The 13,485-nt window shown below is 60.4% G+C and carries 12 protein-coding genes; 4 read left to right on the top strand and 8 right to left on the bottom strand.

Annotation, left to right across the window (positions count from 1 at the left end):
* Position 1: 1 nt before the first annotated feature.
* Genes NW851_RS07745 through rpoD form a run of 4 tightly spaced genes read right to left on the bottom strand, consistent with a single transcriptional unit; the run spans position 2 to position 2,691 of the window.
* On the bottom strand, positions 2-241 hold the full coding sequence (locus tag NW851_RS07745; RefSeq protein WP_414332764.1) for a hypothetical protein: 240 nt from the start codon (positions 239-241) through the stop codon (positions 2-4).
* Positions 238-1,026 (bottom strand): adenosylcobinamide-GDP ribazoletransferase, encoded by a 789-nt coding sequence (gene cobS / locus NW851_RS07740; RefSeq protein WP_414332763.1) that lies wholly within the window; start codon positions 1,024-1,026, stop codon positions 238-240. The genes NW851_RS07745 and cobS overlap by 4 nt, the downstream gene beginning before the upstream one ends.
* 48 nt (positions 1,027-1,074) lie before the next feature.
* The gene (locus NW851_RS07735; RefSeq protein ID WP_414332761.1) at positions 1,075-1,419 is read right to left on the bottom strand and encodes a DUF4342 domain-containing protein; all 345 of its coding nucleotides are present in this window, start codon (positions 1,417-1,419) and stop codon (positions 1,075-1,077) included.
* A 60-nt stretch (positions 1,420-1,479) separates the two neighbouring features.
* Positions 1,480-2,691 (bottom strand): RNA polymerase sigma factor RpoD, encoded by a 1,212-nt coding sequence (gene rpoD, locus NW851_RS07730; RefSeq protein ID WP_414332759.1) that lies wholly within the window; start codon positions 2,689-2,691, stop codon positions 1,480-1,482.
* 619 nt (positions 2,692-3,310) lie between these two features.
* Between rpoD and metH the strand changes: the two genes are divergently transcribed.
* Positions 3,311-6,955, top strand: coding sequence for a methionine synthase (gene metH, locus NW851_RS07725; RefSeq protein WP_414337571.1), 3,645 nt, complete (start codon positions 3,311-3,313; stop codon positions 6,953-6,955).
* Between the two features lie 135 nt (positions 6,956-7,090).
* Here metH and NW851_RS07720 read toward each other — a convergent pair whose 3' ends face one another.
* On the bottom strand, positions 7,091-7,879 hold the full coding sequence (locus NW851_RS07720) for an ABC transporter permease (RefSeq protein WP_414337568.1): 789 nt from the start codon (positions 7,877-7,879) through the stop codon (positions 7,091-7,093).
* Positions 7,880-8,572: 693 nt separating this feature from the next.
* Between NW851_RS07720 and NW851_RS07715 the strand changes: the two genes are divergently transcribed.
* The gene (locus tag NW851_RS07715; RefSeq protein ID WP_414332754.1) at positions 8,573-9,250 is read left to right on the top strand and encodes a TIGR03943 family putative permease subunit; all 678 of its coding nucleotides are present in this window, start codon (positions 8,573-8,575) and stop codon (positions 9,248-9,250) included.
* Between the two features lies 1 nt (position 9,251).
* Here the strand turns inward: NW851_RS07715 and apcB are convergent, their stop codons facing one another.
* Positions 9,252-9,755, bottom strand: a complete 504-nt coding sequence (gene apcB, locus NW851_RS07710; RefSeq protein ID WP_414332752.1) for an allophycocyanin subunit beta — start codon at positions 9,753-9,755, stop codon at positions 9,252-9,254.
* Between the two features lie 237 nt (positions 9,756-9,992).
* Entirely contained in the window at positions 9,993-10,892 is a 900-nt protein-coding gene (truB, locus tag NW851_RS07705; protein WP_414337610.1) for a tRNA pseudouridine(55) synthase TruB, read from the bottom strand.
* 100 nt (positions 10,893-10,992) lie between these two features.
* Between truB and NW851_RS07700 the strand changes: the two genes are divergently transcribed.
* Entirely contained in the window at positions 10,993-11,994 is a 1,002-nt protein-coding gene (locus NW851_RS07700) for a DMT family transporter (RefSeq protein WP_414337564.1), read from the top strand.
* A gap of 10 nt (positions 11,995-12,004) precedes the next feature.
* Here NW851_RS07700 and trpS read toward each other — a convergent pair whose 3' ends face one another.
* Positions 12,005-13,000 (bottom strand): tryptophan--tRNA ligase, encoded by a 996-nt coding sequence (trpS, locus tag NW851_RS07695; protein WP_414332748.1) that lies wholly within the window; start codon positions 12,998-13,000, stop codon positions 12,005-12,007.
* 116 nt (positions 13,001-13,116) lie between these two features.
* Between trpS and NW851_RS07690 the strand changes: the two genes are divergently transcribed.
* Complete coding sequence (locus tag NW851_RS07690) at positions 13,117-13,401, top strand: chlororespiratory reduction protein 7 (RefSeq protein WP_414332746.1); 285 nt, start codon at positions 13,117-13,119, stop codon at positions 13,399-13,401.
* Positions 13,402-13,485 lie beyond the last annotated feature (84 nt).

Here is a 13,485-nt window from a genome sequence, read left to right as displayed (position 1 = left end):
CTTAACATCCTCTCGCAGAGAGTTGGCAAGCGCCCATGCTCACCCAGGCGCTGCTGCCATCCCTCCAGTGTTCTTTTTCCCAGATGGGGGCGTTGTGCTTGAGGTTGTTATCGCGAACAGAGCCGCTCATCACCACCACTGCCCCATTGCCCGGATGGGATGCCTCTTGGTGGACACGGTCGATGGATAGGGGAGCGAGGGTGATCTGGAAGGAGGTTTTCAGGGCGGCCAGAAGGTTCATGATGGCTCGAGCAGGGATCCCCACAACAAGGCTATCGCTTCTGACCATTCCACCGTAGCTCCGTAGGTGTCCCCCGTGTGCCCTCCCAACTGGCGGTAGATCCAATAGCCCACGGCCAGGGCTCCCAGGGCAGATCCCAGCGTCCAAAGCAGCAAAGGCTGCCAAGCCAGGAGCCCGGCCCAGCCCAACCCCCCAGTGATGGCCAGCAACAGCAGCGTGCCCGGCCACAGGGATCCCGGCAGAGCAGTGGAGTCTTTGAGGAAGCGGGCGGATCCCTGCCGGCGCAGATAGGGGTAAAGGGCGATGGCGAGCAACTGGCCCCAACGCCCCCAAGCCGGCACCAGCAGCAAGAGAGGCCAGACCTGAAGGCTGCTCAGAGCGGCAAATTTCAGCAGCAGCAGCAGCAGCAAGGCCAGCACCCCATAGGCCCCGGTGTGGCTGTCGCTCATCACCTGCAGGCGGCGGGATCCCTCCAGGTGCCGGGCCGACGGTTGCGGATCCCCTGCCTGAGGATGTTTGTGGACGTTGATCGCCAGGCCATCAGCCGTATCGGCCACCCCGTCTAGGTGCAGCCCACCGGTCAACAGAGCCCACAGAGCCACCAGCAAAGCCGCTCGCACCGCATTTGGGAACATCTGCAGCAGAAGCGCCGCCAGGGAGAGGATCCCGCCCAGCAGCAGGCCTACCACCGGCAGCCAGGCGGCGATGCCCTCAAACGATAGCCCACCCGCCCGCCCCAAAGGCAAGGCGGTGTAGAAAGTCAAAGCTGCCCACAAACGCCTCACGGGCTCGGCCTTGAGGCGGGCATCAGCCGCTGGAACAAGCTTGGCGGGCTAGGAATCATCGCGAATGGTTCGCTCCACAACAATGGTCAGCTTGGCCACCAGAGCTCCGATCGCTCCCACAGCCGCCAACACCGGAAACAGAGCCGCCCCCAACACCCCTGCGGCCACTCCTACGCCCAGAGGGATCTCGATCAACGTCTGCCCTTCGGCATTTTTGATCAAGATGCGGCGAACATTGGCCTCTTCGATCAGCTCGCGGATCTTGGCCAACAGCTCGTCCCCGCTGATCTTAAACTCCTCCACGTGGTACTCCAGCCTGGCCGGAGGCAGATCCCTGCCCTCCCCGTCGGCCTTTGCAGAGGAGTTGGGATCCGGCGTCTCATGGGGGTTCATGCTGAAGAGGCTCCATACGTCGGTTGGCAGCGGCAACTGAGTCCATCCTAAGACCGGATCCTAGCGGATGTACTCTTTCAACACACTGTTGCGATTGGGGTGGCGCAGCTTGCGCAGAGCCTTAGCCTCGATCTGCCGGATCCGCTCGCGGGTTACATTAAAGATCTGGCCGATTTCTTCCAAGGTTTTCATGCGGCCGTCATCCAGGCCGTAGCGCAGCTTCAGCACATCCCGTTCGCGGGGGGTGAGGGTTTCCAAAACGCTCTCCAGATCTTCTCTGAGCAAGACTTTGGCCACCCGATCCTCCGGCGTCTCCCCGTCGGACTCGATAAAGTCGCCCAGGCGCGAATCCTCTTCCTTGCCGATGGGCGTTTCTAAAGAAATGGGGAGCTGGGCCGACTTGGCGATAAAGCGCAACTTTTCGATGGTGATCTCCATGCGGGTGGCGATCTCCTCTTCGGTGGGCTTGCGGCCCAGCTCCTGAGAAAGCAACTTGGTCACCTTTTTGATGCGGGAGATCGTCTCGTAGAGGTGGACGGGCAGGCGAATGGTGCGGGATTGGTCGGCAATGGCGCGGGTGATGGCCTGGCGGATCCACCAGGTGGCATAGGTGGAAAACTTGTAGCCCTTCTCGTGGTCAAACTTTTCCGCTGCCCGGATCAGGCCCAGGGATCCCTCTTGGATAAGATCCTGAAACGACAAGCCCCGGTTCATGTATTTTTTGGCGATGGACACCACCAAGCGCAGGTTGGATTGCACCATCTTTTCTTTGGCCCGCCGCCCCCGATGCAACCGCCGCCGAAATTCCGGCAGGGACATTTTGACTTCCTCTGCCCAGAGGGTGTCGGGCACCTCCTCTGGATCCGACCAGAGGCCCATGCGCTGAAAAACGGCCTCGCGAGCGCGCTCTAGCTCCAGCAGATCGGCAATTTTGCGGGCCAGCTCGATTTCCTCATCGGCCCGCAGCAGCCGGATGCGCCCGATTTCCTGTAAATAGACCCGGATGGAGTCATCAGTGTAGGGCTTTTTCTTACTGGCCGCTTTGCGCTTCGAACGACCCTTGGCACCGACGGCGACAGTCTCGCCATCCTCGTCTGCTACCTCTTCTTCGTCCTCATCCTCATCAAAAGCATCAGTGTCACCGGTATCCAGTTCGCTCTCGAGCGTGTCCGTCCCACTCTCCAACTCCAGAGCGCTGGAAGATGGATTTTCCAGATCCGGTTCGAGAAGCGCTGTTTGACCAGACTGCACCAATTCCTTTGCTTGAGCCATGCTGAGTTCCTCGTGATCCTGATCACAGACAACAGAAGGTGACTAGAGGAGGCTAGACGCCAAAAGGAGGAGAGCCAGTTGCAGCTCTGCCGCCTCCCACAGCGCCAGAGTGAGAGAGTTAGACCGGCAAACCAAAACCTGGCTTGCCCGCTTCTAATAGGCGATTGCTCCGGTCAATCTGGAAGCAGATATCGCTCATGGGGCTTAACTGAACTGGCGCAAGACTCATCTTGATGGACGGAGCCTCTCGCAGTTGCGAAAGGCGGATCTTTTTCTTCGCCAATCTTGCGACGGCAGGCGAGGCACTTCACCAGGGGGACAGGACATTCAGCACCTCAACCACTCCAACCTAGGAGAAGAAGATCCCTCTACAGCAGGCAGCAAATGGCCTCAAAGGGAGCACTTGCAGGCAACTGTAGCCGTTCTCACCAAAACGTCTTCCCTAAATTAGCCCGACCTTGGGGAAACAGCAACGGGGCAGGCAAAGAAAATGTTAAATCCACCTCAATAACCAAAGTCGGATCCCTGGCCTCGGTCTAGTCCAAGCGAAAGGCTCAATGCTACCTTAAATCAGACTTTCTTTAGATCCAACTTGATCCCTGCCTGCGCCGCACCGCCTATGACCCATCCCTTCCTACAGCATCTCCAGGAACGTGTGATCGTCTTCGACGGGGCAATGGGATCCTCTCTGCAAGCCCAGAACCTGACGGCAGCCGATTTTGGTGGGCCGGAGCTGGAAGGCTGCAACGAGATCCTGGTGCTGAGCAAGCCGGAGGCGGTGGCGCAGGTTCACCGGGGTTTTCTGGAGGTGGGGGCCGACGTCATCGAGACCAATACCTTTGGCGCCACCTCGATTGTCTTGGCCGAGTACGGGATCCCGGAAAAAGCCTACGAGCTAAACGTGGCGGCGGCGCGGCTGGCCAAGCGGGTGGCAGCCGAGTTCTCAACGCCGGAAAAGCCTCGTTTTGTGGCCGGCTCCATCGGCCCCACCACCAAGCTGCCCACCCTGGGGCACATCGGCTTTGACCAGATGCGGGCTGCCTATGAGGAGCAGGTGCGGGGGCTCCTCGACGGCGGGGCGGATCTCCTCATTATCGAGACCTGTCAGGACATTCTGCAGACCAAGGCGGCCTTGGTGGCCGTGCAGCAGGAGTTGGCCCGGCGGGGGATCCGCCTGCCGGTGGTGGTGTCCCTGACCTTTGAGGTGCAGGGGACGATGCTGGTGGGCACGGAGATCGGGGCGGCGCTGGCCGTCCTGGAGCCCTACCCCATCGATGTGCTGGGCCTCAACTGCGCCACCGGGCCGGACAAGATGGCCGAGCACATCCGCTACCTCTCCCGCCATTCCCCCTTCCCCATCTCCTGCATCCCCAACGCCGGTCTGCCGGAAAACATCGGCGGCAAGGCCCACTACAAGCTGACGCCGGAGCAGTTGCGCTTCCACCTGGAACACTTTGTGCGGGATCTGGGGGTGGCGGTGGTGGGGGGCTGCTGCGGCACCCGCCCGGAGCACATCGCCGCCTTGGTGGCAGCCGTCCAGGGGTTGCGGCCCAAACGCCGCGCCGTCGAGCGCATCCAGGCTGCCGCCTCGATCTACTCGCCCCAGCCCTACCTCCAGGACAACTCGTTTTTAATCATCGGCGAGCGGCTCAATGCCAGCGGCTCCAAGAAGATGCGGGAGCTGCTCAACGCTGAAGATTGGGACGGCCTGGTGGCCCTGGCGCGGGAGCAGGTGCGGGAGGGATCCCACATCCTCGACGTGAACGTGGACTACGTGGGCCGGGATGGGGTGCGGGATATGCGGGAGCTGGTCTCGCGGCTGGTGACCCAGATCCCGCTTCCCCTGATGCTGGATTCCACCGACTGGCAGAAGATGGAGGCTGGCCTCAAGGTGGCCGGGGGCAAGTGCCTGCTCAACTCCACCAATTACGAGGATGGGGAAGAGCGCTTCCTCAAGGTGCTGGAGCTGGCCAAGACCTACGGCGCGGGGGTGGTCATCGGCACCATCGACGAGGAGGGCATGGCCCGCACCGCCGAGAAGAAGTTCCAGATTGCCGAGCGGGCCTATCGCCAGGCAGTTGAGTACGGGATCCCGCCCTACGAGATTTTCTTTGACCCCTTGGCTTTGCCCATCTCCACCGGCATTGAGGAAGACCGCGCCAACGGAGCGGCCACCCTGGAAGGGATCCGCCGCATCCGCCAGGCTTTCCCCGATACCCACATCCTCTTGGGCATCTCCAACATCTCCTTTGGACTTTCGCCGGCAGCCCGCGTGGTCTTGAACTCGGTGTTTTTGCACGAGTGCCGCCAGGCCGGGCTGGATGCCGCCATCGTCAGCGCCGCCAAAATCCTGCCCCTAAGCAAGATCCCGGAGGAGCAGCAGCAGGTGTGCCGGGATCTGATCTGGGATCGGCGGCAGTTTAACGCTGAGGGCATCTGCACCTACGATCCCCTGGCGCGGCTGACGGAGCTGTTTGCAGGGGTTTCCAGCCAGGAGCTGCGGGCGGCGGGATCCCTGGCCAAGCTGCCGCTGGAGGAGCGGCTGCGGCGGCACATCATCGACGGGGAGCGCATCGGCCTGGAGGAGACCCTGGTGGAGGCGCTGCAGAAATACTCCCCCCTGGAGATCATCAATACCTTTTTGCTGGACGGCATGAAGGAGGTGGGGGAGCTTTTTGGCGCCGGCAAAATGCAACTGCCTTTTGTGCTGCAGTCGGCAGAAACCATGAAGGCGGCGGTGAAATACCTAGAGCCCTTCATGGAAAAGGTGGGCGGGGGGGTGTGCAAGGGCACCTTCTTGATCGCCACCGTCAAGGGGGATGTCCACGACATCGGCAAAAACCTGGTGGACATCATCCTCACCAACAACGGCTACAAGGTCATCAATTTGGGCATCAAGCAGCCGGTGGAAAACATCATCGAGGCTTATGAAAAGTACAAACCCGACTGCATTGCCATGAGCGGCCTGTTGGTGAAATCCACTGCTTTTATGAAAGAAAATCTGGAGGTGTTTAACGAGCGGGGCATCGCCGTGCCCGTAATCCTAGGGGGGGCGGCCCTTACCCGCCGCTTTGTGGAAGAAGACTGCCGCCAGACCTACAAGGGCCAAGTCATCTATGGCCGCGACGCTTTTACCGACCTGCACTTTATGGATCGGCTGATGCAGGCCAAGGCTGCCGGGCGCTGGGATGACCGGCTGGGTTTTCTGGATGACTTGGAGCAGCGAGTCAACGGCCAGAAGGAGGCTGCTGCGGATCCAGCGGATCCCACCTTGCCGGCTCCAGAGGTGACCGTGGGCGCTGCTCCTGCCCTTGCGGTCTCGGCTGGCGACGGCGGGGCAGACACCCGTCGTTCCGAGGCCGTTGACCTGGATACCGAGCGACCCATCCCCCCCTTCTGGGGATCCAAAGTTCTCGCCTCAGATCAGATCCCCTGGCCGGAAGTCTTCTTCTATATCGACAAGCAGGCCCTGGTGGCCGGCCAGTGGCAGATCCGCAAGCCGCGCGACCAGTCGGCGGAGGAGTTTGCCCAGTTTCTCGCCACCCAGGTGGAGCCGGTGATCGAGCGTTGGAAGGAGCGGATCCTGGCCGAAGACCTGCTGCGCCCCCAAGTGGTCTATGGCTACTTCCCGGCGCAGGCGCAAGGGAATACGTTAATCCTCTTCGACCCGGCCAGCTTCCCCGAGCTGTTTGCCCTGGAGCCCGGCTCCACCACCTACTTCCAACTGCCCACCGTCGAGCGCCCCCAGCTTTCTCCCCAGGTGCGGGAGCTGGCCCGCTTCACCTTCCCCCGCCAAAAAACCGGCCAGCGCCTCTGCATTGCCGACTTCTTCGCCGATCGCTCCACCGGCCTGGTGGACGTTTTCCCCATGCAGGCAGTTACAGTGGGGCCAGAGGCCACGGCCTACGCCCAGCGCCTGTTTGCCGAAGGCCAGTACACCGACTACCTCTACTTCCACGGCCTGGCCGTCACCCTGGCAGAAGCCTTAGCAGAGTGGTGCCACGCCCGCATCCGACGGGAGCTGGGCTTTGGCGGCGAGGACAGCCCTGACATCCGCCAGATCCTGCACCAGGGCTACCGCGGCTCCCGCTACAGCTTCGGCTATCCTGCTTGCCCCAACATCGCCGATCAGCGGGTTTTGTTGGAGCTGCTCCGGGCCGAGCGCATCGGCCTGACCATGGACGACAGCGACCAGTTGGATCCGGAACAGTCCACCACTGCCATCGTCGCCTACCACCCGGCGGCCCGCTATTTCAATACTTGATCCCTCACCCCCAGCCCCTCTCCCTGAGATCCTCACCCACGGCCTCTCTCCCTGAGGGATCCACCCTCACCCCCAGCCCCTCTCCCTGAGGGATCCACCCTCACCCCCAGCCCCTCTCCCTGAGGGAGAGGGGGGCTAGCGGGAGCGGCTGAGCAGGGGAAACCCCATCACCGCGACCAAGGTAGCCAGGATGATCACGGTGGAGAGGGCGTTGATCTCCGGCGTCACCCCCCGCCTCGCCGTGCTGTAGATGAGGATGGGCAGGGTCTGGCTTTCCGGCCCGCTGGTGAAAAAGGAGATGACAAAGTCATCGATGGAGAGGGTAAAGGCCAGCAGCGCCGCGGCCAGGATCCCCGGCCTGGCCAGGGGCAAGGTTACATAGCGCAGCTTCTGCCAGGTGTTGGCGTAAAGGTCGTAGGCGGCTTCCTCCAAAGCGGGATCCAAAAGCTGCAGGCGGCTGCGCACCACGATGGCCACAAAGGCAATCTGAAAGGTGATGTGGGCCAGGATCATCGTTCCCAAGCCCAGCTCAAACCAGCCGGTGTAGGCGCGCACAAACTGGTAAAACAGCAGCAGCGTAATCGCCATCACAATATCCGGGACAGTGACCGGCAACAGCAGCAACCCCTGCACAATCTTTTGGCCGGGGAAACGGTAGCGGTAGAGGCCATAGCCCAAGAGGGATCCCAGCACCGTGCTCACCAGAGTGCTGACTCCAGCCAAGACAAGGGTATTTTGCGTGGCCTGCCAGATCGCGGCATTGCGAAAGAGAGCCAAGTACCAATCGAAGGTAAAACCCGTCCACGCCAGGCCAAAGCGGGCGCGGTTAAAAGAATAGACGGCAATCAGCACAATCGGCAGGTAGAGAAAGCCATAGATGGCATAGCTCACTCCCCGCAGCCAGATGGGTACCCTCGGCAACATTTGGTTGTGCTATCTCGGTTGTGTCTATCTCACTGTAGAGCAAATGAGGGCAACTCCCCAGTTTCAGGCATCCGCTTGCAACCATGCCTACACGCTAAAGCCTCTCATCAATACTCTCATCAATATGAGGTTATTTGTGACTGAATTTGTTGAATTGACGATGGGATCCCGACAGCTTTGACATACTCCCCACAGCCGTACAGTTTTTTCTGACTTCACGGAAGTTCTGTAGCCAATCCGGATCTTCACGACACAAGAGATAGATCTACATTGGCTTATTAGATAACGCTGGAAAAAGCTGTAGCTTGCTAGGGCTTACGATCCACCACAGGCAAACCGTCCAGCAATAGACAGGGTAATCACGGTGCTTTTTGTAAAGTTGCCGATCAGGAACGTGGGCTAAACGAAGTTTTTTGCTGAGCTCTATTTGGGTTAACCTCAATACCTGTGACCGCGAAATCGCAGTAAAGACCTTGCCCATTCTCGCCACACAGGTAGTGGAAAATTGCGCGAGGATTGCTAAACTTGGGCTCGGAGTAGTGTGAAAAAGGTGTAACCATGCCCAAAAGCAGTTCTAGTCCTATTCGGGAAAAACAAAACCCACAGGGAGTGCGTATCAAAACCAAGATTATGTCTTGGCCCAGGAAACTGTTGGCGTGGGGCCATATAGCCTACTGGGAGGCGTCCGGGTTGATGTTGCTCGGGATCCTGCTGATCGTTTACCGCTGGCGGGGTACCCTGCTGATGTTGATCAATCCCGGCTACGTGAATGTGGCTTTGTTGGCCGGGCTATGCCTGCTGGGCTTGGGGATTGGCCGTTGGCAAGGAGCGAAAGTCGCCTCTTCTGAAGCCCACGCCTCGCTGTTGGGACCGCAGCTGGGCGCAGGACTGCTGATCCTGACGGCACTGCTGGGGTTTTGGGTCGAGCCGCGACCGCTCTCCAGCCAAACTGCCCTCAACCGAGGGGTATCTCCCTACCTGGGGGTATCTCGTAGCCAGCCGCAGGCTTTTCGTCCCAAGCTCGACCCGCGTCAGCGCACTCTGCTGGATTGGGTACGCACCTTGGATGTCTACCCGGATCCCTACACCTACACAGGGCAGCCGGTGCGGGTACAGGGGTTTGTCGTTCCCGACCCGCGGCCCGACCACTTTGTTATCGCTCGCTTTTTGGTCAGTTGCTGTGCTGCCGATGCCTACCCTGTGGGCTTGCCGGTGCGCTGGCCAGAGGCAGAACAGTTAACTGCCGATAGTTGGCTGCGTCTGGAGGGACGCATGGCCGTAGAGCGGCGGGATGGCCAATCTCAGTTGGTGATCGTCGCCGAGCAGGTGGAGCCAATACCGGTGCCGGCCAATCCCTACGCCGACGAGTAGGCTAGATATCGGTTTCGCTTAGTTTGCTGCTCATGTAATCGAAAGGCTCGGCCACAAAGCTGTAGTCTTCGCCGGAGCCGAGCAGCTCCAGGGTGCGGGTTTTCATGTTTTGGATCCCAATCACCGTCGGGGCGATGGGCACGCCGAGGGAGTTGTAAGTTTCCCGCAAGCCGGCCAAGACTCGCTCATCCAAGACGCTGTTGTCGGCAGCCACCAGCGCATAAGAAGCGTAGCGCAGGAAGTAGTCCATATCCCGCAAACAGGTGGCGTAGCGGCGGGTGGTGTAGGCGTTGCCGCCCGGACGGATCAGATCCGGCACCTGGGCAAACATAGCTGCGGCAGCCGTCTTGACAATGTCCACCGAGTTGAGATTAATCACCTGCACTGCCTTGATGCGCCGCAGCCCTGAATCGTAAAAAGCTTTGAGCGCATCCATCGCATTCCGGTCCAAGTAGCGGCCCGCCAGGTCGTAGGTTTTGATCAGTGTGGTTACGGCATCCCGCATATTCTCAACTCCGTTCCTGTAACTCTATGTAAAAGTAGCTTGAGATGCAAAAGTGAGAAAAGATTGAGAAGAGATTTTGTCGGCAACGTCCAAAGGCCACCCTTGGAAAATCGAGCCGGAGCCCAACAACGGCAGCGCTCCGAGCTCCCCACTTGCCCCCAGAAGTTTAGCATGCAGGGGGTTCTTTCCCGCCGAGACAATGGCCAATGTTGTTACGAAAATGTAATGTTTCTGCAACTAGGGATCCGGCGGCAACACCCGCAGCGGCCTGAGCTGACCTGCTTGGCTGTGCCCCAAGCCCAAAAATTCCCCCTCTCTGCTCATGACCCGCAAGGTCTCAGCACCGGCCTGAGCAGGATCCAGGGGAATGGCCTGACCTTGCCGCCAGCGCTGGGCCTCAGCCGGAGATAGGGATACTGAGTCCCAATCGCGAAATCCCCACTCAATCGGCAGCAGGGCGGCGGCGGGATCGGCGGATCCCTGCCATTGCTCCAGGGGCAGGCTCTCCTGGACGCGAAAGGGGCCACTTTGCAGCCGTCGCAGGCGGCTCATCAAGCCTCCGCAACCCAATTTCTCCCCCACGTCGCGGGCGAGGGCGCGGATGTAGGTGCCGGGGCCACAGGCAATCTCCAGATCCACTTCCGGGAAGTTGCCGGGGCGCCAGCCCAGGATCCGCAGGTGCCGAATCACTACTCTCCGCGGCTCCAGCCCCAGTTCTGAGACCTCTGCCCCGGCCCGCGCCAGCTCGTAGAGCTTTTTCCCCTGCCGCTTGATGGCGCTGTAAAGGGGCGGCACCTGCTCAATCTCGCCGACAAACTCCCGCAAACAGGCCGCCACCTGCTCGCAGCTCAGCTCCGGACAAGGGGATCCCACCTGGATCTGCCCCTCGGCATCGTCGGTGTCGCTGCGCTGCCCGAAGCGGAAGGTGGCCCGATAGACCTTATCCCCCGGCAGAAAGGCCAAAAAGCGCGTCGCCCGCCCCACGGCAATGGGCAAAACCCCCGTCGCCGCCGGATCCAAAGTGCCGCCATGCCCCACCCTGCGGGTGCGCAAGACCCGCCGCACCACCGCCACACAGTCGTGGGAGGTAAGCCCTGCTGGTTTATCCAGGTTGAGAAAGCCCTCCAGGGATCCCATGCCAGGCATCAACTTGCATCAACCAATAATTAAGATTTGTAACCGAACTGCCGCAGCGCTTAACATGGGGTTAACTTCCGTCTGCGAGTTTGAAGCACCCATGGCTCAGTCTTACCTGCTTTCTCAGCCTATCTGGCAACGCCTGTTGATGATCGCCCCTTTTTTCCTGTGGGGTTCGGCGATGGTGGCGATGCGGGATGCCCTCTCTGAGACCACCCCTCTCTTTATCGCCATTCTGCGGCTCTTGCCGGCTGGGATCCTGGTTTTGGCCTTTCGGCTTTGGCAGGGACGGGCCGCCGGGGCGTCTCAACCCTGGCATCCGCAGGGGCGGCGGGGGTGGCTGTGGGTCTTGGCCTTTGCCCTGGTGGACGGCACCTGTTTTCAGGGATTTTTGGCGCAAGGGTTGAGAGAGACCGGCGCCGGGCTGGGATCCGTGCTGATCGACTCGCAGCCGCTGGCGGTGGCTCTGATGGCCACCTGGTTTTACCGCGAGCGGATGGGAGCGCTGGGCTGGCTGAGCTTGGGGATAGGGGTGGTCGGCATCGGCCTGATCGGCTTATCTGGCGGGGGATCCCTGCAGTTGGGGGCTGGCGTCGTCTGGATGTTGCTGGCATCCCTGTCGATGGCCATCGGCACCGTGATGATGCCCAAGGTGGCGGAGGTGGCGGATCCGGTGTTGGCGACGGGCTGGCACATGGTGTTGGGCAGCCTGCCCTTGATCCTGCTCTCGGCGCTAACAGAAAGCGAGCAATGGCAGCACCTGAGCGGTGCCCACTGGCTGGGCCTGCTCTACGCTTCGGTGATGGGAAGCGCTGTGGCCTATGCCCTCTTCTTCTATTTCGCCTCCCAGGAGAACCTCACCGAATTCAGCTCCCTGACCTTTCTCACCCCCATCTTCGCCCTGCTGTTCGGCAGCACCTTCTTGGGGGAATCGCTGACGCGGCTGCAGTGGTTGGGAGTGGGTATCACCCTGGTCTGCGTGTATTTGATCAACCACCGGCAAGAATGGCAGGAGCGCCTGCGCTTGGCCTGGCCAGGGATCCTCTCGGAGCTGGGCCTGGAGTTCAGCACCGTCGAGATCCGCGATGGCAACCGCGACTAGCAGGGATCCCTTAGGGGGGTAGGAACCCCATTGCCTCTCGCACCCTTTGCAGCGTTGGCTCGGCAACAGCGCGAGCCTTGGCAGCATTTTCCCGGATCAGCGCCAGCAGATAGTCGGGGTTGTTGCAGAGATCCCGGTAGCGCTGCTGAATGGGCTCTAGGGCAGCGATGATGCTGTCTGCGAGGAGAGGCTTGAACTGTCCCCACCCCATCTCGGCACACTCAGCCGCCACCGCCTCCTTGCTTTTTCCAGAGGTGAGCATGTAGATCGTCAGCAAATTGTGGGCTTCAGGACGAGCCGGATCGTCAAAGACAATGCCCCGAATGGGGTCGGTCTTGCATTTTTGGATCTTCTTGCGGATGGTATCCGGGTCATCCAAGAGATGAATGCGGCTGAGATCCGAGGGATCCGACTTGGACATCTTGCGCGTGCCATCGGTCAAGCTCATGATCCGCGCCCCCTGTGGGCGAATCAGGGCCTCTGGGATCACAAACACCTCGCCAAAGCGGTCGTTAAAGCGGCGGGCAATATCCCGACACAGCTCAATATGCTGCCGCTGATCCTCCCCCACCGGCACATACTTGGGCTGGTAGAGCAAAATATCCGCCGCCTGCAAAATCGGGTAGCTGAACAAGCCAACGCTGGTCTCCTCTCCCTGTTTTTCTTTTTTCTCCTTGTATTGGATCATGCGCTCCGCCCAGTTCATGGGGGTGATGGTGTTGAACAGCCAGGCCAGCTCCGTATGGGCAGGCACGTGGGACTGCACGAACAGCACACAATGCTCCAGGCTGAGGCCACAGGCCAAATAAAGGGCAAACAGCGAGCGGGTGCGCTCCCTCAACAGCTTGGGATCCTGAGGGACGGTGATGGCATGTTGATCCACAATGCAAAAAAAGTTCTCGTAGTGCTCCTGCTCGGCCACCCAATTTTTAATCGCCCCCAAGTAATTGCCCAGGTGCAACTCGCCAGAGGGCTGAATGCCAGAGAGGGTGCGCGGCTTAGCCATAGGAAAAGCAGATCTCAAATGCCAACAAGACAAGAGCAAGGAAAGTCTTTATCAGGATACCAAGAGAGGCGCAACCCGTTGGTTCATGATGGATAGAAGACGCCCAGCCCAACACCATGTCAGACTCGGAACCCGAACTGTTGCGTGCCGCCAACCACTATGTGCTGCTGATCCCGGGCTTGCCGGAGCAATTTCTCAGCCCTGAGGAATTGCAGGAGTTCCTCGTGCGGCTGTTGCAAGAGCACCCCCACCTGGTGGATGCAGATCTGGCCCGCTACCCCACCCCCCAAGCGCAGGCGCAGCGGCTGATCGACACCGCCTGTGAAGTCGAGGTTTCCCCCGGCGAAACCCTGCAGTGGCATCCTGTGCGCCTGAGCAAGCGCCCCTCGATACCGCCTTGACAGACCAGGGGCTCGTTTGTGAAACCAACGGGGCTGTGTTTCGGATCCCGCCTTGGACGTGATACAACGCAAGAGAGAAATCTT

It is taken from the genome of Synechococcus sp. H55.7, assembly GCF_047462395.1.
Classification (GTDB): domain Bacteria; phylum Cyanobacteriota; class Cyanobacteriia; order Thermostichales; family Thermostichaceae; genus Thermostichus.
This window is presented reverse-complemented; position numbering and strand designations above follow the sequence as displayed.